25 protein-coding genes, 1 tRNA gene and 1 CRISPR repeat array are annotated in these 23,201 nt (G+C 35.7%); of the genes, 6 read left to right on the plus strand and 20 right to left on the minus strand.

What is annotated here, in order from left to right:
• Positions 1–3: 3 nt before the first annotated feature.
• Positions 4–708, plus strand: a complete 705-nt coding sequence (pnuC, locus tag RAM17_RS09965) for a nicotinamide riboside transporter PnuC (RefSeq protein WP_110447413.1) — start codon at positions 4–6, stop codon at positions 706–708.
• A gap of 71 nt (positions 709–779) precedes the next feature.
• Here pnuC and RAM17_RS09970 read toward each other — a convergent pair whose 3' ends face one another.
• The 6 genes from RAM17_RS09970 to RAM17_RS09995 all read right to left on the minus strand — a co-directional run bounded on the left by RAM17_RS09970 (position 780) and on the right by RAM17_RS09995 (position 4,283).
• On the minus strand, positions 780–1,406 hold the full coding sequence (locus tag RAM17_RS09970; protein WP_110447412.1) for a protein-L-isoaspartate(D-aspartate) O-methyltransferase: 627 nt from the start codon (positions 1,404–1,406) through the stop codon (positions 780–782).
• A gap of 5 nt (positions 1,407–1,411) precedes the next feature.
• On the minus strand, positions 1,412–2,434 hold the full coding sequence (gene truD / locus RAM17_RS09975; protein WP_110447411.1) for a tRNA pseudouridine(13) synthase TruD: 1,023 nt from the start codon (positions 2,432–2,434) through the stop codon (positions 1,412–1,414).
• Positions 2,435–2,460: 26 nt separating this feature from the next.
• A complete protein-coding gene (gene ispF, locus RAM17_RS09980) occupies positions 2,461–2,934 on the minus strand; it encodes a 2-C-methyl-D-erythritol 2,4-cyclodiphosphate synthase (RefSeq protein WP_065614554.1) in 474 nt (157 codons plus the stop codon).
• 12 nt (positions 2,935–2,946) lie between these two features.
• Complete coding sequence (gene ispD / locus RAM17_RS09985) at positions 2,947–3,585, minus strand: 2-C-methyl-D-erythritol 4-phosphate cytidylyltransferase (RefSeq protein WP_220000075.1); 639 nt, start codon at positions 3,583–3,585, stop codon at positions 2,947–2,949.
• Between the two features lie 68 nt (positions 3,586–3,653).
• Positions 3,654–3,944 (minus strand): cell division protein FtsB, encoded by a 291-nt coding sequence (gene ftsB, locus RAM17_RS09990; RefSeq protein ID WP_110447409.1) that lies wholly within the window; start codon positions 3,942–3,944, stop codon positions 3,654–3,656.
• A 21-nt stretch (positions 3,945–3,965) separates the two neighbouring features.
• Positions 3,966–4,283, minus strand: coding sequence for a TusE/DsrC/DsvC family sulfur relay protein (locus tag RAM17_RS09995; RefSeq protein ID WP_034902173.1), 318 nt, complete (start codon positions 4,281–4,283; stop codon positions 3,966–3,968).
• A 193-nt stretch (positions 4,284–4,476) separates the two neighbouring features.
• Between RAM17_RS09995 and RAM17_RS10000 the strand changes: the two genes are divergently transcribed.
• From RAM17_RS10000 to RAM17_RS10015, 4 genes are all read left to right on the plus strand, one after another.
• Positions 4,477–4,564 (plus strand) — tRNA-Ser (locus RAM17_RS10000).
• A gap of 313 nt (positions 4,565–4,877) precedes the next feature.
• Positions 4,878–5,084 carry a hypothetical protein gene (locus RAM17_RS10005; protein WP_110447408.1) on the plus strand — a complete coding sequence of 69 codons (207 nt, stop codon included), beginning with the start codon at positions 4,878–4,880 and terminating at the stop codon, positions 5,082–5,084.
• Positions 5,085–5,116: 32 nt separating this feature from the next.
• Positions 5,117–5,464: a hypothetical protein gene (locus RAM17_RS10010; protein WP_110447407.1), complete on the plus strand. Its 348-nt coding sequence runs from the start codon at positions 5,117–5,119 to the stop codon at positions 5,462–5,464.
• Complete coding sequence (locus RAM17_RS10015) at positions 5,461–6,018, plus strand: MucR family transcriptional regulator (protein WP_110447406.1); 558 nt, start codon at positions 5,461–5,463, stop codon at positions 6,016–6,018. Before RAM17_RS10010 ends, RAM17_RS10015 begins: the two co-directional genes overlap by 4 nt.
• A gap of 210 nt (positions 6,019–6,228) precedes the next feature.
• Here RAM17_RS10015 and RAM17_RS10020 read toward each other — a convergent pair whose 3' ends face one another.
• From RAM17_RS10020 to RAM17_RS10085, 14 genes are all read right to left on the minus strand, one after another.
• Positions 6,229–6,765, minus strand: coding sequence for a tail fiber assembly protein (locus RAM17_RS10020; RefSeq protein ID WP_110447405.1), 537 nt, complete (start codon positions 6,763–6,765; stop codon positions 6,229–6,231).
• 1 nt (position 6,766) lies between these two features.
• Positions 6,767–8,353: a hypothetical protein gene (locus RAM17_RS10025; RefSeq protein WP_220000036.1), complete on the minus strand. Its 1,587-nt coding sequence runs from the start codon at positions 8,351–8,353 to the stop codon at positions 6,767–6,769.
• Positions 8,354–8,394: 41 nt separating this feature from the next.
• Entirely contained in the window at positions 8,395–12,426 is a 4,032-nt protein-coding gene (gene gpJ, locus RAM17_RS10030) for a TipJ family phage tail tip protein (protein WP_306240049.1), read from the minus strand.
• A 7-nt stretch (positions 12,427–12,433) separates the two neighbouring features.
• Positions 12,434–13,051, minus strand: a complete 618-nt coding sequence (locus tag RAM17_RS10035; protein ID WP_110447403.1) for a tail assembly protein — start codon at positions 13,049–13,051, stop codon at positions 12,434–12,436.
• Positions 13,041–13,763 (minus strand): C40 family peptidase, encoded by a 723-nt coding sequence (locus RAM17_RS10040; protein WP_110447402.1) that lies wholly within the window; start codon positions 13,761–13,763, stop codon positions 13,041–13,043. Before RAM17_RS10040 ends, RAM17_RS10035 begins: the two co-directional genes overlap by 11 nt.
• Before the next feature lies 1 nt (position 13,764).
• The gene (locus RAM17_RS10045) at positions 13,765–14,499 is read right to left on the minus strand and encodes a phage minor tail protein L (protein WP_110447401.1); all 735 of its coding nucleotides are present in this window, start codon (positions 14,497–14,499) and stop codon (positions 13,765–13,767) included.
• A 62-nt stretch (positions 14,500–14,561) separates the two neighbouring features.
• Entirely contained in the window at positions 14,562–14,900 is a 339-nt protein-coding gene (locus tag RAM17_RS10050; RefSeq protein WP_110447400.1) for a phage tail protein, read from the minus strand.
• Positions 14,901–14,904: 4 nt separating this feature from the next.
• Positions 14,905–17,946 (minus strand): phage tail tape measure protein, encoded by a 3,042-nt coding sequence (locus tag RAM17_RS10055; RefSeq protein ID WP_110447399.1) that lies wholly within the window; start codon positions 17,944–17,946, stop codon positions 14,905–14,907.
• 70 nt (positions 17,947–18,016) lie between these two features.
• Positions 18,017–18,457: a hypothetical protein gene (locus tag RAM17_RS10060; protein ID WP_110447398.1), complete on the minus strand. Its 441-nt coding sequence runs from the start codon at positions 18,455–18,457 to the stop codon at positions 18,017–18,019.
• A 365-nt stretch (positions 18,458–18,822) separates the two neighbouring features.
• Positions 18,823–19,647 carry a phage antirepressor N-terminal domain-containing protein gene (locus tag RAM17_RS10065; protein WP_181414633.1) on the minus strand — a complete coding sequence of 275 codons (825 nt, stop codon included), beginning with the start codon at positions 19,645–19,647 and terminating at the stop codon, positions 18,823–18,825.
• 627 nt (positions 19,648–20,274) lie between these two features.
• Positions 20,275–20,748 carry a hypothetical protein gene (locus RAM17_RS10070; RefSeq protein ID WP_065578852.1) on the minus strand — a complete coding sequence of 158 codons (474 nt, stop codon included), beginning with the start codon at positions 20,746–20,748 and terminating at the stop codon, positions 20,275–20,277.
• A 281-nt stretch (positions 20,749–21,029) separates the two neighbouring features.
• A CRISPR array of direct repeats spans positions 21,030–21,302; the repeat unit is 29 nt; unit sequence CGGTTTATCCCTATATGTATAGGGAACAC.
• A gap of 95 nt (positions 21,303–21,397) precedes the next feature.
• Positions 21,398–21,583 carry a hypothetical protein gene (locus tag RAM17_RS10075; RefSeq protein ID WP_110447397.1) on the minus strand — a complete coding sequence of 62 codons (186 nt, stop codon included), beginning with the start codon at positions 21,581–21,583 and terminating at the stop codon, positions 21,398–21,400.
• A 68-nt stretch (positions 21,584–21,651) separates the two neighbouring features.
• Entirely contained in the window at positions 21,652–22,506 is an 855-nt protein-coding gene (locus RAM17_RS10080; protein WP_220000035.1) for a phage antirepressor KilAC domain-containing protein, read from the minus strand.
• The gene (locus RAM17_RS10085; RefSeq protein WP_306240056.1) at positions 22,493–22,675 is read right to left on the minus strand and encodes a hypothetical protein; all 183 of its coding nucleotides are present in this window, start codon (positions 22,673–22,675) and stop codon (positions 22,493–22,495) included. Before RAM17_RS10085 ends, RAM17_RS10080 begins: the two co-directional genes overlap by 14 nt.
• A gap of 121 nt (positions 22,676–22,796) precedes the next feature.
• Between RAM17_RS10085 and RAM17_RS10090 the strand changes: the two genes are divergently transcribed.
• Positions 22,797–23,198 carry an Arc family DNA-binding protein gene (locus tag RAM17_RS10090; RefSeq protein WP_086362147.1) on the plus strand — a complete coding sequence of 134 codons (402 nt, stop codon included), beginning with the start codon at positions 22,797–22,799 and terminating at the stop codon, positions 23,196–23,198.
• Positions 23,199–23,201 lie beyond the last annotated feature (3 nt).

A 23,201-nucleotide genomic window follows, 5' to 3' on the forward strand; every position in this document is an offset into this window, starting at 1 on the left:
ATTATGAATAAATTAAGCCATTTTGCCATAGCTATTGGCCGCAATAAATTTTATCCATTGTTTTGTATTATCTGTGTCACCGGAGCATATATATATACGGATCCAATTAATGATTTCAATTTACGCTATGCAGTATCATATGCTGGTGCATTTTTAGGCTTGTTATGTGTGATCTTATTAGCAAAACGAAAAAATTTAGGTAATGTGCTTGGTATGCTAGCGGTAATTGCTGAATGTTGTGCAAATTTCCTTGGCGGTAATATTGGGGCGGGTTTGCCAACGTTTTATTATTTTGGCTCACATATTTATGGCATATTAACTTGGCAAAAAAATCTAGATAATAATAAAAGCGTTAAAGTTCGTACTTTAAATGAAAATGCCTTTTTATATGCGTTGATATTCCTCATTGCGGCTGCTTTTTTCAATATTTATTTAACTAATGAAATCGGCGCAATAAATACCTCCTACCAACTTATTACTAACTGCTTTATATTCGGTCTGGGCGTAGTTGCTCAACTTTTATTAATGATGAGATATGCTTTCAATTGGTATTTATGGGTCTTATTAAATGTATTAGTTATTAGTTTAAATATTTATACTGACAATATTGTTATCGCAACCCAGTATTTAATTTATCTGTTTAATGCAATATACGGTATTTGTGAGTGGAAACTTTCCGAACAAAATGAAAAAGAGAAGAAAAATTAATTTTTAATAAATGAAAGAGAATAGTTAAATTGAAAAAGAAGCAAATAATCAAATTATTTGCTTCTTTTTCATTATTCTATATCGCCATCTACAAGCGGTACGAATTTCACTTCACCTATATTCTTGGTAATAAAATTATCACCATCGCGTTCAATTAATTGTAACGTTTGCTGATTTTTACCTACAGGTAATACTAACCGCCCTTTATCAGCTAGTTGTGTCAGCAGACTCGAAGGCACTTCCGTTGCCGCTGCAGTTACAATTATACCATCAAATGGCCCACGTTCTGGCCAACCTTGCCAACCATTGCCATGACGAGTTGAAATATTATGGATATCTAGTAATTTTAATCTTCGTTTGGTATTCCATTGTAAACTTTTAATTCTTTCTACTGAACAAACATGATTTACTAACTTGGCTAAAACTGCCGTTTGATATCCTGAACCAGTACCGATTTCAAGTACCTTTGCATTAGGCGTTAAGTTTAATAACTCCGTCATTTTAGCAACAATATAAGGTTGAGAAATAGTTTGACCACTACCAATAGGTAACGAGCAATCATCATAAGCTTGATGTGAAAGCGCTTCATCAACGAACTTTTCACGTGGTATTGAAGCTATAGCTTCTAAAACACGATCATCTTTTATGCCCTGCTGGCGTAATAAGTCAATCAACCGCTGCCTTTTTAAACTTTGCATTTTAGTTACTCATTTTCAATAATCAATTCACGTAATACACTTGTTGCATAACAACCTGAAGGTAAATAAAAACTGATGTCTAAGTTATTTTCATCTCGCCATTGCCACTCTAGTTGCTCAGGGCGCAACAATATTGAGCGTCGCATCGTTTCAACGCGTTCCTTTCTAAATAACTCAGTAAAACAAGACCAATTTTCCAAACAACTTTGTTCAAATGTTAAAGCAATAGATTCAGTACCTAATCCTGAATCGCCCACCAAAGGAGCGGTAATATTAATCTCACCATTTTGTAAACGTTGCTGTAAAAGTGATAATTCCTCAGTTTTAGACAAAAACCAACTATTACTTTTTGATAATTGTAATATATCCCCATCAATAACTGTTTGCTGAATCTGTCGTTGAATCCTTTGACTGACTATATCATTAAAAATAGCACTTCGTGCCGCAGAAAGATAAAAGCTTCTTTTTTTACGGTCTTTAACTGAAATTTCACCATTGGCCCACTTTATTGCTTGATTAATATTATTTTGCTCACGTCCAAATCGTTGTTCGCCAAAATAATTAGGAACACCATGCTGTTTAATTAAGTCTAATTTTGATTCGACTTCTTCTTTATCAGTCAAATTTCTTAAAGCAATTTTAAATCGGTTACCTTTTAAAGCCCCTATTTTCAATTTTTTATTATGCCGAGTAACCTGCAATATTTGACAGCCAGTTAAATCAAATTGTGAAAAATCTGGAGTATCTTGGCCAGGCATATGTAGACTAAACCATTGTTGGGTGACTGCTTGGCGATCTTTAAGGCCTGCATAACTGACATTTTTCGCTGAAATGCCAACATATTTAGCTAACTGTTCAGCCACAAAGACTGTATTACAATCTTTCTTTTCAAGATAAACTAAAACATGTTCACCTTCACCAGTTAAATCAAAACCTAGTTCTTCGATAACAATAAAATCTTCATATTGTTGCTTATATAAACCATAGCTTGTTGGTTTACCATAAAAATAATTGAGTTCTGCTAACACTTAATCGCCTATTGTCTAATTTGTCTCTATTTCTTTGCTAATAACACTACGGCTTCACAAGCTATACCTTCTTTACGGCCAGTAAAACCCAATTGTTCAGTCGTCGTTGCTTTAACACTAATCTGATCAAAATGTACTTGCAAATCTTCAGCAATATTAACCCGCATTTGATCTACATGAGGTCTCATTTTCGGTTCTTGTGCAATAATGGTCGTATCTAAATTAATTAATTTATAACCTTTAGATTGGATAATACCATACACTTCTTTCAATAATAATCGGCTATCTATACCTTTGTATTTAGGATCTGTATCTGGAAACAATTTACCAATGTCTCCTAAAGCCAATGCACCAATCAAAGCATCAGTAATAGCATGTAATACCACATCACCATCAGAATGAGCAACAAGACCAAACTGATAAGGGATTTTCACTCCAGCTAATGTAATTGGTCCTTCACCACCAAATTTATGGACATCAAACCCATGACCGATTCGCATAATCTACCTATATTAATTTTGATTAGTTAAATAAAATGATGCTAAGTTTAAATCTTCTGGTCGAGTAATTTTTATATTATCTCGACGACATTCCACCAATAATGGATGACCACCACAATACTCTATAGCCGATGCTTCATCAGTAATTGCAATGTTATTTTTTAATGCTTCACTTAAACACATTTTAAGTTCACCAGCATTAAATAATTGCGGCGTAGCAGCTCCCCATAAATAAGTTCGATCGATAGAGTGATCAATAACAGTTTGATTATCTCTATAAGCTTGTTTAATCGTATCACTTAGTGGTGTTGCTAATATTCCACCCTTATTTTCTTGTAATACTCGATTTATTAATTTTGTAATATCTTCATGAGTCACACATGGCCTTGCGGCATCATGAACTAAGGCCCATTGGTGATCATTAACTAAATTCAAACCAGCTAATACAGAATCAGCTCGAGTTTCACCGCCATAAGCCACTTTAACATTGTCTTGCAAAGCGAGTTCAAGTGTATTAAAAAACTTATCTTCAGGACTGATGACCACCACTACACAGGAAATATTGGGATGAGTTAACAATTTTTGTATAGTATGTTCCAATATTGTCATTGGACCAATTTTTAGATATTGTTTAGGTAATTGGCTTTTCATGCGACAACCCACTCCTGCCGCAGGAACGATTGCGATAATATCACTATTATTTGTCACGTAATACCTTATTATTTTGCTTTAGAATCAATAATTATTCGATAAAAATACTCATTGGCTTTAACCATACCTAAATGGTTGCGCGCTCTTTCTTCAATCGCTTCATAGCCTTTCTGCAAATCGTCAACTTCCGCAAACATCTGTTCGTTACGTGCTTTCAACATATCATTCTCTCGATGCAGATTCTGTAATATTTGCACATTTTCTTGATAATCATAAATGTTATTCTTCCCATACCACAATGAGTACTGTAAATAACCCAGCACTAGTAGTAATAAAAATGGAATTTTCCACCTAATCATGAGTTTAATTTATCTCTTAACTTAAATACATTTAACAGGTTTTGGTAAGCCTGCTAGTTTAGTTGCTTGTTTAGCTGGACCATCAGGAAATAACTTATATAAATAGCGACTATTGCCCTTTTCTGGACCAAATTTTTTTTCCATTGCTTTAACCAATGCTCGAATTGCCGGTGAAGTTTTATATTCTAAGTAAAAATCACGAACAAATAAAATCACTTCCCAGTGAGCATCAGTTAACTCTATAGATTCTAAAGTAGCTAATTCAGGTACTAAATCAACAGTCCAATCCTGCCAATTTTTTAAATACCCTTTATCATCAGTGTCTATTTGATTTAACATTTTTCAAAACATAACTTAATATTTGCTGCGTATTATACTCGATTAATAAGATTGCAACACTAGTTTTGGCGAGTAAACAATCTAGTTTTGCTGAATTTCGCCCGAATTTGGCGAAAATTAAAGCAGTCGATAAAAAATATTAAATTTACTATTTACAAACAAGTCCGTCTCCTTTAATATTCACAGCCATTGCGGAAGTGTGGCTGAGCGGTTGAAAGCACCGGTCTTGAAAACCGGCGAGGGGCGACCCTCCCAGAGTTCGAATCTCTGCGCTTCCGCCATCTTCTTTCTTTTATTATCAAATAGTTACATCTAATCCATCAATTTCCACAAACCTATCAAACAATCAAGCTTGTAATAAGTTGTAATATACAGTTGTAATATATTTGTCACTTTCCCTATCCTGACCTATTAAAAATCCCTCTTTAATAACCATTAATTTATTACCTCAAATATAATTAAATAAAATAGCACAAAAAGTTAAAAATATCTCTTTACACTGTATGACAGATGTAATACTATAATCACATAGAAACAAACAACACTAACTTAGAGAGCCGAAGCGAAAATTCGAGAGAGGCGAAGGAGAAAAAAATGACTAACTTAAACGAAGTTTTTGGAAGAAAAAATAACGATGGAAATGTTGACATTCTATTCATCAATGATGGTGATAGAGTTACACGTTTGAATGTAGACGGTGTTTATCCAGTTGATTCTTCATTATCTACTAGATATGAGCACGCTAGCGGAATTGTGTTAACCGTTGAGCAATGCGAAGCTCTCAATATTGAAATTGAATAAATAAAGCCCGAAAGGGCTTTTTTAGGTGACATATGAAACAAATATCAAGAAACCCAAGTTTTACCCCTTCCCCTCAATTACGAAATGATTTAAATAGTAATTCTAACGGCGTTACATATAGATTAAATCAAATATGGGATAGGTACGAGTATATTATTAGAACGCAATCATTAGAGTTATCTATTGATGAAATTCATTTATTAAATTCGATTTTAAACGGGACATTTATTGATCCTGTATTAATTGATAATTTATATTCAGAAATCATTGATAGTGACGAATATTTAGCGGGCAATGAAATAGCTAAATCACTAGCCGACAAATTTAAATCTGCTAACTATATGCAATTATTGGCTACAATTGAACGAATAAAAAAATGAAAAATTGGGCTACTGAAGAAGTCGAAATTTTAACGTTAAATTGTCATTTGCCTATTGCAGATTTGATGAAATTATTACCACGTAGATCATACAATGCGATATATAGCAAAATTCGCGCGCTTGATGATAACAATATAAAACCAATTCAAGCGAAATCCTTTTTTAATGAAAAAATAACCTCTCTTGCTGATGTTGATGAATATATCAAATATGATTTAATTCAATGTTTAGAATGTGGCAAATGGTTCCCTTTTCTGCCAGTTCATTTAAACAGAATTCATCAAATTGATTCAATTGATTATAGAATCAAACATGATTTACCTGCACAAACTCCGTTAGCTGGAGTTAAATATAGAGAGATGCATCGAGCTAAAATGAATAAATTAATTGAAGATGGCATCGTTGTACACGAACATCTCAAAGATGCGATTGAAAAATCCAAATTCGCAGGTCGAGGGAAAAGAGCAACTTATGAATTAGACAGACAACGTGAAAATGTCACAAAAAATCAAATTTGGTTGAAATCACCTCGTACAAAAGTCGGGCATAAATGATAACAATCAAATACACTATACCGATTTATGTACGAATGACGCCCGACGATTACGAAAATGAAATCACGGGCGAATGCTACATTATCAACAGCGACGACGAGCACAATTACGTGTTCTATCAAGATGATAAAACTATGTATGATATCGCAGATTTTGTGATGTTGTCGGATGCTGTAGAGTATTGTAAGTTGAAGATTGATGCGATGGTTGTTAGCTCAATTCAGGCTTTGTTGGAAAAATAACGTTGATATCTGATGCGTCAATGCGATTCAATAAAACTCGATATTTTTTCCAAGCCTTTAGCCTTTCCTCGTCACCGTCTTCTGACATGTCGAGATCAATTGCATCTTGAAGAATAGATATATTTTCATTAGCTTCATTCAATAGTGAGCTTTTTAACATTTTGTTTTGTTTTATTTTAAATGCGTTTTGTTCATCTTCATCTAAAACCCATTTTTCGCCGTTCCATTTACAAAACTCAAAAGGTTCTAACTCAGTAAACCCACTCTTGATTTTACCCAGATAATCAATTTTATCCTGTACTTTGGTTTCGATACTGTAAACTGTTTTACCTCTGTTGTCCTCGACTAATCCCCATTTACCATTTTTTTCGCATGGCCAATAACCATCTTTGAATTCAGGTGCTATTCGTAATGCATTGTCTGGCGGTAATGTGTCATCATTTGCTTCTAATTCATGTGTGAATGGTTTTAGTTCATTTGTGTTATCGAAATAATAATTAATCATATTAAACTCCAAGATAAATAACAGGTGTCATACCAATATTTAAAGATCTGTTTTCGTTAGCTGTAGGAACGACTCTCGACGCATCAAAATCAAAAAACATATAGCGTAATTGTCGGGGATTCGTACTGGACGCAGAGCTTGCGAGATAGTCATCGCCAGCCGATAGTATTGATATTGCACCGTTTTTATCTCCAGTTTCGATTTTTGCGTGTCCAATCAGAGCTTTGTAATTACCAGAAGGTAAACCGCCCTTAATATTACGAATGGCATCATCTTCAGCGCTACCTACCTGCCGAGTAGTTCCATTAACCGCACGTTCAAAAAAACCACGTCCATCGGGCGCAAATGCTGACGGTACATTAATATATTGCTGACCGTTTATTGTTTTGATTGTTATTTGATGATCGCGCTTATAATTATTAGATAATCGATTTAAAACCTGCCCCTGTGGTGAATTTAGCAAATAGTTATCCCCGTTTCTGAAATACCATCCGAACGGTAATTCATTAGCACGAAACGGCATTAATCGAAACTCGCCGATAGGAATATAATTAGATATATTTTGAGTAGTTATAAATTCAGTCCACGAATAATCGCCTGTATACGCAGCATTTTTTTCATCAGTTAACACTCCACGAAATTTTGCACGTCTGCTCAATATGTCAATTGCAATATCAGCAAATGAGTCGCTAACAGCAGACCGCATCACGTGACTGTAATTGAACGGTTTTTCACCTTTTGATTGCTGCTGTGTGAATAAAAAACCACTATATTGATTTTTTGTTTCATCGATAGATTCATCACCGAGCACATGTGAAACGCCGAGACCGAATGCTCGTTTAGTTAATACTGGTTGACCGTTTATATATAATTCTCCAGTCATTGTATCGCCAGATTTTTTTACTAACGTCGATGTATCAATTGTAGACGCCCATTTTTTTGCGTTATCCTCTGAAGCTTTAGCTACTTTAGCTGAATTACTTGCATTAGATTCAGACGATTTAGCCGCTATTGCACTATCTACCGCTTGTTTAGCTGACTGAATAGCATTGTCTGCGTTTGTTTTTGTTGTTACTGCGTTAGCATTAGATGTTGTGGCTGCATCAATTGCTGTTGCCGCTGATTTGTTAGCAGAGCTAGCAAAGTTTTTGGATTGTTCAACCAACTGTATTAGTTCTTTTTGTATCGAGTATTGAGATTTAATTGTAACAACTCGCCCATCAGGTGCGGTTAACGTCACCTCCCCCTCTCCTGTTAATACTGTCTGCCAGCCTTCCATTTGCTGTTGATAATAGTTGAGCATTTCAGATATCCGTAATGCCAACGATTCAATTGATAATTTTGGGGTAGTTGGTATTTCGTATTTTAAACCTGATTTTGTTTCGCCACTATATTGGGTGGCTAATGTTAATTCTGTATCAGATTGTACCGAGGCAATTTCGTGTATCTCAATTGTATTTTGAGTTTTTAATATCAGCATTTGTCCAGCACAAATGCCAATAAATGGATTTGTCCATTTAGTGCCCTCGCCAACTACTACATTACTGTTTTTTGTTACATTTACTGTACCTATTTTGTACCACGACATATTTATCCCCTTTGGTAGTTAAAATTTGTGCTATTTGATTTTTATTCTTTAGTAATAAATAAATTAATAGCATTCGGACATTGACCATAACCATCTGCTCTTAGCTGGAGTTTTGTGTTAGCGGGTAATCTAAAATACCACGCCGAACTATAGGATTTAGACTTGTTGTAACTAGCTGTAACACTGATTTCAAATAAAGCTCTGCCTCTTTTAATAACTTTGCCATCTTCGCAAGTAAAATCGTTACAAGTAGCAATTGTATAGATAGAGGTCTGCATCATATCACCCGAATTAGAGTGAACAATAACTGCAGGTGTGCTTATAACCCTGTTAAACGGCTCTGGCTCAACAGTTATTGAACTGCCCGTAGGGAAATAAATAATTTTCGCAATATCACCCACTATTTGCTCTGCTGTTAATTTACCCCTAACTTGACAATTTTCATTGATAACAACGTTATTCATCTCTCCTGATGTCGCTTTAAGCCTTCCCGAAATATCAACATCAACAGCTTTTAACTTGCCGTTATCTCTTGATAATTGCCAACCAGATTTCCCATCTTGAAAATTATCAGATTGAATAACATTACTAATCTTTGCACTAGTAATTGATGCGTTTTTTATTTTTGCATCTGTTATTGTTCCATTACCTATAACAGCATCATTAATAACAACTTGATTGCCTTGTGTTGTGAAAACCGTTTGAGGATTACCGTCAGCGGCATTCATGATTGAAAAACGGTCTTGTAAAAAGATAACATTTGACTGCATGCCGCTATTGGTATTTTCAACTCCCATCGTCATTCCAGCGACATACTGTTGACCTTTATTATCGACTTGAACTTTCATTGTTCGATATGCTGATAATTTGCCGTTAGTATCTTGAATTGCTTTTGATACATCACTAATATTCGCTGAAACATTATTAATATTAGTTTTTATTGTATTGATAGAGTTCGCTTGTGCGGTAATTTGTTCACCTTGCTGAGTAACGTTCGTTTTCATTTGACTAATAATTGTTGCATTATTTTTAGCATTATTATTAGCTGTGTCAGCAGATTTTTGAGCTTTATCTATTGATGATGATAATTGTGTCAATGTATTACTTTGTGATTCGATTAAATCGCCTTGTTTTTTAGTTGTCGTGTTTAATGCGTTAATAGCATTTGCATTTGCTGTAACATTCTTTTGTGTATCCGTAATGCTACTATTTAGTGTGTTAATCAAATCAGATTGAGTACTTAATTTTTCTCCTTGTTTTGATGTGGTTTGTTTTAACTCATTTATATTGCTATTTGCGCCATCTAAATTTGATGACATTTCATTTAGCTTAATAGCAGTTGCTTCACTTTCACTGACAATGAGCGCCCTAGTTTCTTTAATTTCTGCATTAGTTCCACCAAGCTCTTTTCGCCAGTTTTGTGCATTAATATCGTTCGCTAATGCATTTTCAATAATGGATTTTGCATTTTCAACAGTTGATAATGCATTTTCAACTAACAGCTTTGATTGCTCGTTTAGTTCATCAGAATATTGCCCTATTAAATTTGCGTTATTATCGGTTTTATCTACTAATGAGTTCCAAGCGTCAGTTTCTTTGATTTCATTGAAAATATGGTCTGTTAACTCATTTGTGTTAGTGCTTGAAATACCTTTAACCCAATCTGTCCAATCACTAACATTTCCAATTTTATCAACTAACCTCGCTCGGTAGAAAAATGTTTGTCCAATAGATAATCCAGTTTGTGAATAACTTTTACAAGGATATGTCACATTACTCAGTAATAACGCATCATCCTCATTTTCGTTAATTGAATATTGAATTTCTGTATGGCTCGTGTCACCACTGTCTTTTGGAAATGACCAATTTAAATCAATACCGAATATCACATCATCTGAAGCAGTGAAATTAATAGGTTTATCAGGTTTTCCAACCTTACCTTTAATTGAGGTGGGTTCTGAATAAGACCACGCTGATGAAACGTCAACCGCATTAATCGCTCGGACACGAACATCATAAACACCAGAATAAACACCGCTGACAGTAAAACTTGTTCCGTTAGTTTGTCCGACATTAATCCAGTTGCAATTATCCTTCCTCCATTGTGCAACGTAATTTGTAGCGCCATCCACTTTATCCCAACCAACTTCTAAAGAAGCCACTGACAAACCTTGTGACACATAGCTACTTTCAGAAATAATGATATTTTTAGGCGCAGAAATAGCACTAGGCGGAGTCACGGTTATTGGTTTTGGCTCTAACCTTACGCCGTCATCAATGTATTTAAATTTGTCAGGATCATGCTGAATCGCAGTAATAGTGAATTGTTGATTTTCTCTGGCTGATATACCCGTAACTCTATAATACTGAATAGCAATGTTATCACTATCAATACACCAAACTGCGCCAGCGACAGGGAGAATTTTATAATTTGCGGTTACAGTGACTGTTCGTTTGTCATCACTAATTGATTTTATAGTTCGACTTTGTGCAGTTCCATCGGGTAAATTAATTACCAGTCGATTGCCTGCCTCATAATCAACAGGTCTATCTAATGTAATTTTTTTCCCATTTACTGCATGAATTCGCCCGCCATTTTCCTTTCCAGACCGTGATGGATCGGCAATACCAATGATACGAGCAGGCAGTGGAATATAACCGTCAAGACCAACTGTAAATGTCACAACACCATCTTTTACGTTAGAAAGCAATGCCCATCGACCTCGACGTTGAGCTTCACTTTGTGAAGTACAACCGATAGCAGTTAACTTCATGACGTTAACATCATAACGGCGCATTAAATCATGATCCCAGACGGCTTCGACATCATCACAATAATGATCGTCAGGATTTGAATATGCGACCATGCACGATGTGTAGCGATTTTTATAAGAGCCACCCGAATAAACAAAATCACCAATAACATTTGATGAATGATAAATAAAATCAGGTTCATCTTGCGGCATATCTGCTGTTAAATAGATTTGGTCGTTGCCCCAAAAGTTTATTCCTCGAAACGAAGCAATCAAATCTTTTAAGACTGTGTATGCGTCTCGTTGGCTTTGTATATACTCATTACAAGCAAACCGAGGTTCTTTACCTCCTCTGCCATCTGACACCATTTGATCACAATATTGCCCAAGTTGATAAATTGCCCATTTATCAACCATTGTGGAATCAATCCTTAATCCCATCCCTGCTATCTCATCACGCATTAAATAATGAGCTAACCAAGCTGGATTATTCGTGTAATCCATTTTGAAAGTGCCATTCCATTCTCCCAAATAATTTCGAGATACAGGATCGTAATTATCTGGGATTTGCACCAATTTTCCTTTCAATTTGCATGTTATTTTTGGTACAGACCCATTAAATTGACTTGCATCAAGTTCAATATAAAGTAGCGCTGTGTTTGGGTAACGTAATTTACTATCAATAATTTCAGCATAAGAAAAAACACCAAAATCGTTCACTAATTTACTTGATTTTGAATCAGGCGTTATTCGTCTAACACGAATTGTCCAACCTTCAATTGCTTTAGGGAGATTAATTCGGTGATCTCGTTGATATTCAGACATCGTTTTGCCATCGAATTTACCATTCACGACAGTTTCGAATGCGCTGCCATCAGTTGATAAATCTATAGCATAATGTGTAATAGTTCCGAGTGAATCGCCATTATCTTTATATTCGACATGAACGGGGAGGTTTAATTTAACTCTTATTGCATCAAGGTCTAAGTTAGAAAAAGATTGTACCCAAGGTTTGTTGGACTTTACTTTATAATTAGCTCTTAATTCATTGCTGACCTCAGGCATTCCTTGAATATAGTCTTGCGTTTGACTGCCATTACGAAATTCCCATTTGACGCCTTTAAAATTAAGAGAGCCGTCAGCATTTGCAAGTGGCGTGTTATCAATAAATATATTTTCTGCTGTTAATCCACCTTTTATTTCGCCTTCACTCAACGCGATTAAGGCTTTAAGCTTGGCGGTTGAAAGTAAATTGTCTGGCTGTTCGTAAGGCTTGTGTTGTTTCTTACTCCCACCTTTTTGACCTTCAATGATTTGCATAATTCACCTATTGTTGATCTTCTGTATAAATACCAGCATTAATAAATGCACCACCAATTTCACGTTCACCAAGCAAAATAGGAACGGGATAGCCAACGGAGTTAGTATTAACTGGTGCGCCAAATGCGTAATTGGGTTTATTTTCTGCGTGAGATGATGTGCCCGCATTAAATTTAGGCTGTGGGCTTAATGCTTGAACAACACCGCCAAGCATCATACTGATACCGATACCTGTTAAAATCGAAGTGGCAGAAATGGTAGCCGCTGTCATTGCTGCACCCCATGCTGCTAATGATGCCCCTGCTGTAAAAAATGCTGCAACTAATGCTATTGCGCCGATGACAATTTGCAACATCCCACCGCTTTTAGAACCCTGTGATACGGGCATAATCATGTAGTTTTTACCATTCGCATTGATATCAAACTCATCAATACCAATATTTTTACCATCCACAAAAAAAGCAAACTTGACGCCGTTTAAGTGAGCGCTGGACATGTATTTTTCGAAACCTTTTTTTGTTGCGCATAATGCTCTCAATAACTCTTTAATATTTTGGACATCGTATTGATGATTTTTACCAAATTGTTTAGCCATTGCTCCTTTGAATGTTAAATTACTTAGCATCGAATCGCTCCTTGTTTCGCACAATGCGGACTGTTCTATCTCGAAAATATTTACCGTAGGGAGTTCGTGAGGATAATTGACCGTATGAATGGTGGAGAATGAGATTATCACCAACATAAAGAGCGGCGTGGTTGGTCACGTTTGAATTAAGTTTCATCATGATAATGTCACCGATCTTAATGTCTTTTAAATCAACCTCAATAAATCCCTCAGCCTGCCAGTTGTCGTCGTAAATGTTTTCTTTTCCGTCTTCCCACCATTCATGCGGAACCGAATAATTTTTGAGTGTGATATTGAATTCGCGTTGATAGTAGTCCATAATTAAAGCCCAACAATCGGCATAACCAAGTAACCATTGACGACCTGTATAATCTCGATTAACTCGTGGTGAAATTGTGCAGAAATCACCCTCAGGATAAGACACAATGCCCCACTCAATGCCTGAATAATCACATTGAATACGGTCAAATTCAGACGGCACTAACATTGGTGAATCTGGGTGAGAATGAATTATCATGATAATTTCACCCTGCTTTTCAGCTTCTAATTGCTCATCGGGTGAAATTAGAAAATGCTCTTTTGGATTATCTGACATGTTTTTACATGGTATAAATTTTTGTGTTTTGCCAGTGTCAACAATTAATCCGCAAGCCTCATTTGGATACTCGTTTTCAGCATGTTTCAAAATTGAATCAAATAATTTTTGTCGCATATTACTTACCTTGAAGATTAGCCGCGGGGAAACCACCGAACGGAAGAGGATCATTACCATGCCTTGCTTTGCAATCTTTTAATAAACCACCGCATTCATCTTTTGCAGGGTCGTCTGTCGGCATTCCATCTTTATTAAAATAGTTATTACCGACATAATCACAACCTGTACCAGTTCGATACCAACCTCGCATACACCACGTACAAACAGTAGCGATTTGGCGAGTTGGAAGCTGCAAGTTTTGAATATCAAATGGTGAACAAAGTTCAAACTTGATTACCGTTTTGCTTTCTTCTTTCTTTTTATTAATAAAAAATAACTGCACTCGTTCTTGGAGCGGATCGGCTTGTGGATTACCTTCTTTCCAGTTATCCGAATCAAGATACTTAGCCATTGTGGTATGAATCTTGACTTTAGCTTGCACTAAATCATCATAATCAAGACAAAGCCGAGTTACTCTGCCATCAATATTACCTACGGATAGTTCTGGTGTCGGTTGTGAGCCTGTACTACTTAATTCGATACCGCTTAATTCATATGGGAACGGTAAATACTCATTACCTTGCCAACGAATTGACGGTAAATTATCGGCAACAAAAGAAGCCCAACCTTCTGACGGTATGTTATGTGCGTGAAATCTTAAAACTTCATCAAGTCCAAACTTAGTTCCGTCAACTTCTATGAGTTGTATTAACTGATTACCTTCAAGTGCTTGTAAATCTTGAGTTATAGACATTTATTTTCTCCAAATAATAAAAAAGCCCACATGTGTGGGCTTGGTAGGAATTAATATGGTAATTAAGGCGAATAGGATTGTACAAATTGAAACGATAGCGAAACAACTTTACCACCAACAAATTCAGATTCGATTGATTTATTGACAACTCGATATAGCTTTTCCTCACCGTAGGGGTTTATCCACTTAAAAGATTCAATAATGTGCGAATTTAGAAATGCCCTAACTTTTGATATCTCCTCTTTTTCGCCTATATATGTTAACTCCCATGTTTCGCTGTTATTGTTAATTCCATTACTCGATAATTGAGTATAACCATCACCGAAGCGAGCTTCATTGATGTTTTGTGAATCGGTACATTTCGGAGTGCCCATAGTGCGCCATATGAATTTATCTTCCATAAAGTTACCTATTTAACAGAATATATAAATCGCCACCTGGTGATGTAGATTTTTGAAGAGCTTCACCTATATTTTTTTGGATAATCGGTTTAATCTGCGCTTCAAGTGCTCTTCCATCAATATTGCCAGTCTGTGCTTGTGAAGTGCTATTAGACTGCATATTAATCGCAACGTTTGTAGTCACATTAATAGCGCTTGATGAATTATTTGGTTTACTAGTAAACGCTATAGGTGAAGCTGGGCTAAGATTGACGCCTCCCCCATTAGCATAACCATGCTGAGCTTCTCTCATTAATGCATATAAATTTGCTACGCCAAGACGTTTAGTCGCCTCTTTTGTAAAAACGAATTCGCCTTTATGTACAATGCCAGCTGGTTGATATTTATTGCCAATTCCAGTAAACCCACCAGGTTCGTCGCTATAACCGACGCCCCCACCGTTAGCATAACCATCAATTACTCCACCAGTATAAGCTTGCTGATACCCCCCTGTGGCGGCTCCAGACCCTCCCATGCCCATCCACTTCATTGATGTTTGAATAGCCTGTGCAACTAATAACTTATTAATAATTTCAATAATGTTAGTTAAAATGGATTTAGTTAATGATTTGAAATCCATTTTCCCTGTTGTTACTAATTCAGTTAATGAATGACTAATTGAGTTCATAGCATTATTAGCAACATCACGAAATCCCTTGAATACATTTTGTCCATCTTCCGCAAATTCACACATTCCCACTTTCAAACCAGTTAGCCAATCACCTTGATTTTGGTCTTCCAATTGCCAGCTTTGTTGTAGTGCCTCTTTTGCCTTGTTGTATTCCTCAGTAACCTTAGCTATTTCATTCGGATTACTTGTTCCTTTCAATGCAATATCACGTTGAGCATTTAACTCTGACATTTCATTGTAACGACCTGCGTTTTTAGAAGTCATTCCGAAGGTAGCCTGTTCAGCTTGAGATTTTGCAACTAAATTAGTTGAATATTCCTGCATTTTACGAAGCGCTTTTGTTGCTTCGTATTGTGCAATTTCTTCACTTAAAGCCGCATTTTTCGCTTGTTGAGCTAACAACGCCTCTTTGTGACCTAAAATATACTTTTCCTGTGCAGTAAGTTTGCTTTTATCGGTTTTGCTCTCCAGCACCTCGATTTGCGCTTGTAAATCAAAGTATTTTTTACGCTCAGATGTGATAGTGTTGACTGTTAATGATTGTTCACGTAATGATTTAAGCTGATTCATCAAGCTGATTTCTTGCTGTCTTGATGATTGAAGCTGGTCTGTTGTTGATGCTCTGCTAGCGCCATTTTTTAGATGGCGAGCCTTGATTGCTTTTGCGATATATTTAATGTCCTGCTCTGAAGCATAATTTGGACTATTTGGTCCAAACATTTCATTATTTATTTTTGCGGCTGCTTCCATATCTTTTATTTCTGCATCCGCTCGTTGTCGGGGAGTCATCTTCATTTGAGAGTAGTAATAAAACGGACTTTTTTTTGGGTTTGTAGCTTTGTCTAAATTCTCTTGTTGAAGTTTTAACCACTCAACTTGAAGCGCTGCATTCCCAGCTTTCGCTGCTATCTCAACTAATGAATCAATAAACGATTTTAATTTGTCTGAACCGTTGTTTGATGTTACATATAATCGACTAACCTCTTCAATTAACTTGTTAATTTTTTCAGTAGCTTGCAGTGAATCTGTCTCTGCCCGTATCTCAGCCATTTGTTCAAGTATGCTTTGAGCTTGTTCTTTTGTTGTACCGAAGTAAATCGCATAGTTTTCTATTTTGGCTTTTATACCTTCCACGCTTCTTACAGTAAGAGCATCTGTTGATTTAAGCAAAGAATTCAAATCTTTTCCGTTTGCTTTGATCTCTTGAATCGCTACCAGAACACTATCTAATCCAGTTTTTTCGCTAAGTGAGCTTAGTCTTGTCACAGTTTCCTTACCTGCGTCTTCAAGGCTTTTTAACCCATCCTGTAGTTCTTTTTTCGCACTAGATACTACTGTTTTTAGATCTTTTTCACTCGATTTAAGTGCTGCCTGAACTAAAAATTTATTTTTTTTGAGTAATTTCATCATGTCGTCAGACAGAAAAAATTTTCCAGTCTGTTTATCTTTTGACATAACAGTATTTAGTCGCTCTTGCGCGGCCGCTAATTGTTCTGTTGCGTTCTCCGTTTCAAACAATTTTGGAATCATACTGCCGAGTAAGCCGACCATCGCTGAAATACCAATATTTAAAGGGTTTAGCGATGTTAATAGCGTGCTAAAAGTGTTGCCGACACCATTTTTCATGATCATCGACATGCCAGAATTCCGCAATCCTGAAAAGTTACCTTGCATTAATTGCGTCTGCATAATAGCGGCTTGATGCGTTGCCGCTCTTGTTGTATTCTCGTAATTTTTAGTGGCATTAGAAGCTTGCGCAATTTTTTTAATATAAATGTCAGCAGAAGAACTCACACCGAGTTGAGCGGCCTGATAACTCAATAACTGTTGTTTCGTTAAATTTTGGGTTGCCAATTGCGCTTTTAGTTTATTGATAAAGTCAGTTTTGGCTTTAGTTGCGAGTGTTTCTGCGATTGTTACTTCTTTTTGTTTTACTGCAACATCAGATAGCAATTGATTATAATTGTTGATATCAAGAGTACCTGCTTTATATGAAGCCCTTACCTGCCCAGTTATTTTCTCTAGCTCTTTTGATGCGGTACTGACATTTTTTAATCCGTCAATTTGATTTCTATAGCTGGTATAAAGCCTATCACCAGATTCAACAAGTTGTTTTCTAGCTGTCGCCAGCTTTCGTTCCTGTTCTGCCGCAATTCTAGAAGCTTTAGCACCTTTAACTGCATTCTGATAAACACGCTCAAAATCTTTTAATTCTTCATCGGTTACATTTAGTGAACGTTTTTTTGCGGCAGTTAATTCATCTGTAGCTGATGCCGCATCTTCTGCTTTTTTACTAAATGCATCTAATTTTCTGCTTGCTTCGTCAACGCTTTGTGTATTGATTTCAAGTGTTAGTGATGTAATTGCTTCTGCCATTGTTTTCTCCAGACATAAAAAAACCCACTCATGGTGGGTTAATTTAATTTCGATTATCTTAAATAATTAATTATTCTTTAATTCGCTCACAAACTAATTTATCTTTAATTTTACTTATTGGTTTATTATTTTTATCGATAGTTGTATATATCGCGGTCATGCTAAAACTATCGTTGGATAGATATTCAATCTTTTGAGACCTTTGTCTGTCATCTACCGTATACTCAGGTCTTTTGTAGAAATCTTCTAGGTTAAAAGGCATTAAATTATCTTTAGATGAAGATAAATTCCAAAAAAGCTGTCCATCCTTTTTGATAAAGATGTATTTATATTCACCAATTTCAGGTTCACTAAAATCTTGTAGCTTACCATTCTTTGATTCTGCTTCTTGTGTGCTAACTGTGCAATTCCACTCACCAAGCAACATCTCCTCGGTTATTTTCTTCCCGCCTTCATCACCACAGCCAGACAATGCAAAACAAGCTAACCCCAATAACGCAATTCTTTTCATTCCATTCTCCTTTTTTGGGTAATGGTATGTTATTTAAGGATTCGGAGCAATAAAAAACCGCACAAGGCGGTTTGTGTGAATTTTTAGCTACCTACACGGCAGTAAACGATATTGAATCAGCACGATTAATTATCGAAAATTTCTAAACTACCTACTCGGTAGTAAACTTGTACCAAGCATTAATTTGGTGTGAGCATGATTTCTAAACTACCTACTCGGTAGTAAACTAGAACATTATACACAATAAACTTTGTTCAGAAAAAGAATAATAACCAATTTGTAGCTAAAAACCCTTTTTTTACACCCATTTATAATTGTTTGATTTTAAATAAATTATATTTGTCGGTAAAAAAAGGGTTAACTAATTAATGATGTCTAATTACAGGCAATACATTATTCCATTTGTCTATTATATTTTTTGCGTTAATATGCGCTGTTTCTCGCTCAATAATTAATTTTGCACTATGTAAATTTCGTTTGTACTCGATTGCCATTGAGTGAAACGCACTGACAAAACTAGAATCTAATGCTCGTAATGCAGGTTCTACTAATTCTATTTGAGAACGCATTCTATCTGCTACTTTATAAAGCCAAGCTAAGTCGTACCAATCTTCATCAGATAATCCATTTCGAGCATGTACACCACCAAGCCATTGAATAGCTTCATCGAATTTGCTAGCAGGCAAATCTTGGTAACGTGGTATCTTAAATTGCTGATAGAATTTAGTGTAAATTGCTTGGTGATGTTCACCTGTTCGATATGAACGCTCATTGACCGCTTGTTTGATCGCCTGCTGTTGTTCAACTGAAATAGTATTAGGGTATTGTTGAGCAACTTTCGGCATGAAATGATTATATAGAACATCGAAGCATTCTAACTGGTATTGTTTTAAAAGTGGTTTAATTTGTGGATTAACTCTGCTTAATTCGATTCCTGCAAGCCAACCATTTAAATAACCTAACGGTAAACATAAAACTTCTCTGTTTTTACCGTCTTTTGCAACTACCTTTATCATACAGGCAGTTGAGTTAAGTATCTCATTTCTTTTAATTCTTTGACGTTGAGCTTCCCAGTCTAAACCTATATTTTCACAAATCGGCTTAATGGCAATATATGGTTTATTTTCGTGGTTGAGTACGATTAAAGATTGATTGTGAAACTGAATTGTTTCTAGTTTTGTGTTGTTCATTTCTACATCCTTTGAGTTTTATTTTTATATCCCCCATGTTGATTGAGGGCGATCGGGTGCTTCAACACTGCTCAAAGTCAGCCTGCTTAGTTTCCTTGCGGTTTTGTATTTAGCACGCCACCCGATCATAAAATCTGGACATAAAAATGCCGCTTATCTTTCGGGCGCGGTTTCCGCTTTGAGATGGTGTGTTGAAGCACCTTTTTAGAATATATATTAATTTAATAAGAAAAGTCAACTATTATTAATAGGCGCCAAGAGGTTCGAAAGCCTACAAAGAAAGGCTGGAGTTATTCCTCTTACGAGTATTGTATTCCTCACCCTCTCGGCATAGATTTTAGGCATAAAAAAATCACACTGCGGGGTGAATTCCGTCTTTGTAAGGTTTCGACACCTTGTAGTAAAATATATATCTAATGTAAATTAATGTCAATAATGCAAATAAGACTTAAGATGGTTTTCGAGGTTATTGTCATCGTGACAACATCTTAGATCGCTCAATGGGCGATCGGGAGCTCAAAACTGCAACGAGTCAGCGGACGTATTCCCATTAAAGGTGTTATATTAGTTGCACTCCCGATCATAAAAGTTGGATGCAAAAACCGCTAATATTAAGTTAATTGTTCTTTAATTTGAGCATTCTTTTTCTAAGTTTTCGTACGCTTTTTTATAGCCGGCTAAAGGAAATTTTAAATCTACTGTAGATTTAGATCCAACTCTAATAATGAACTTTTTAGCATCCTGAATTTCTTTATTTAAAAAATCTTTTTGATTAGTTATTAATACGCCATTTTTTATCTCCCATTCCATCTCTACTGGAGCTTTTTTGTCTGCTCTGAAAATAACCTTAATTAGCCCATCCTCATAACCTTTCAGATTATTATCGACGGAGAATGGAGTAATAACGACTAAATCACAACCAACTGTAAAAAAAGCGCTACTTATTGAAGTGCTGTCTGATACATAAACTGAAGTCATTGACACTTTTTTTTCATCTGTTATTGGATCAGTGTTGATTCTAACACTCCATTCCTTATACTTAATTTCTTTGGCAAATACAAAAAGTGGAAATAACAACAAACACAACATAATCTTCTTCATACCATTCCCTTAATCTTTGAGTTTTTTGTAATGGTATGTTATTTAAGGATTCGGAGCAATAAAAAACCACGCGAAGGTGGTTGGTGTGAATTTTTAGCTACCTACACGGTAGTGAACTAAAGGAAAATGGAGTATTTTTTTATATCAGATTTCTAAACTACCTACACGGCAGTGAACTAGAACATTATACACAATAAACTTTGTTCAAAAACCGATTGCATAATTTATCCCTATGTATATAGGGAACAGAAGTTATCAAGCAGCGCAACTCGGTGTGAGTTCGGTTTATCCCTATGTGTATAGGGAACACTATCTACATCGTAACCCGTTTTGTGCTATGTGCGGTTTATCCCTATGTGTATAGGGAACACTCACATTTAAATTCGCTATCGTGACCGGTATACGGTTTATCCCTGTATGCACAGGGAACACTCCATCTGTTCTAAAATGCTTTGAGCTTGTTCCGGTTTATCCCTATATGTATAGGGAACACGGATCAATCTAGAGCTGAAAGAGGAACAGGCTCGGTTTATCCCTATATGTATAGGGAACACTCTTATTATAACCTATTGTTTTATAATTGAAATAATTAGTTAAAAATTTCTACCAATCCCCTTATAACTTTAATTATTGTTACAAGGGGAATCATTTAAACTTTTTCAGAATCTTTTACTAAATGTAATGCGTAGTTAACCAGATCCTGTATTACCCAAAACGCATTAGATTTGTCCTCATCCTCAGCTGTATTGCTCCCAAGAATATAAGCCAGAGACTTAGCTTGACCCAGATTTTTAACTATCATTTCGTAGTTGTCACCATCAATTACAAATTTCATGCTGCTATCCTCGTTCTGTTCATTTCTACATCCTCAATTAGCCCCCAAAAGGGGCTTGTTGTAATTGGTTAGTGTGCTGTTAGCATTTGTGAAAGTTTCGCCAAACCTTTAGGTGTAACTAACACTTGTTCTACTATTTTTTCACTACCATCACTTCTTGAGACTGTAGTAATCTTATGTTCAAGCAATCCTTGTTTAACTTTATCTTGATAGCCTAACCAATGATGGACACCTGTTCGTTTGTAGATCCACCCCATAGCATGTAACTCTTGAAAAAACTTTTTAGGCTGAACTTGCAAATGTTTAGCTGTGTCTGTAACACACATACTGCCCTCCGTTTTAGTCGCTATACGATCAAATGCGGCAACAGTTGGCTTCATTTCTTCGACTTGAGATCCTAATGTTTTATTTTCAAGTGAGAGTCGTTCATTTTCTTCTTCGGCTTTAATAACCATTAAAGCGAGTTCTTTATTGGTTGGAATTCTTACTTGAGGTTGCTTGTTTGCTTCTTCCAGTTCATAAAGTCTATCAATGACCGCTGTTCTGCGCTTGATATCATATCCAGTAATTAATATTTCAGTATATCGTCTAGATATGTGGTATTCCCAAGCATTCGGGTTATTAAAATCGTATTGATTACAGCTAACATGTTGATTTGTAAGGTAACTCAGATTTGAGTTACGGACGTAATCAGAATCTTGACCACCAAGCAACGCCACTAAAATAGCTCTTATATCTCGACAAACATTATCATGTCGTTTATTGGTTAAAGACGCTATTTCACGACTAGACATCGTTAATTGACTTTTGTGTAATACTGATATATCATTTTTCATAGATTTGATTCCTCTTTGCTGTGGGATTAATGATTGAACCTCAACATTTGCCGATGTTGGGGTTTTTGTTTTTCTAGATGTTTGCATTTTTTACCTCTCTTTGTTTAATTTTCTTTTCTTTATGTTCTGCTAAAGCTTCAACTATCACAAAGTTTAGCGATTGTCGGCTACATTCAGCCTCTTTCTCGTACCATTCCCTTAAATCATCAGGCATTCTTGTCGGGAACGGTTTAATTTTGCTTACTTCATGAATCAAAATGATCCTCCTTTTTTGTGTTTACATTTATTTTACAAGCTTATTTTGGATCATAATGATTCAGTTGTCAATACTTCTTATAAAAACTATATTATTGCAATGAGTCAAAAGGAATCACACTATGAACACAATAAAACCTTTTCCAACAAGATTGCCATCAGATTTGAGAAGTTATTTAGAGGACAAAGCGAATACAAATAAAAGAAGTTTGAATAATGAGTTAGTTGATCGGCTTGAGGTCACAAAAGTTATTGAAACGATAACCCATTCAGATTTACGTGAAATCATAAATGACATATTAAAACTTGATAGCTATAAAAATGAGCTTGAGTGTACTAGAAATGAACTTATTAAATTAAAAGATTCATACGATTCATTAAAAAGCGAATTAGCAAAAGCATTTTCTCTTTCTGGTGACACAAACGAAGATATTGTTAGAATGAAAATGGAGCGAGCATTGAATCATATAACTTCTGGAGTAGAAGAACTTAGAACCATTTTTCCTCAAAAAAATAACCAATAAAAA

Source organism: Gilliamella apis, assembly GCF_030758615.1.
GTDB lineage: Bacteria > Pseudomonadota > Gammaproteobacteria > Enterobacterales > Orbaceae > Gilliamella > Gilliamella apis_A.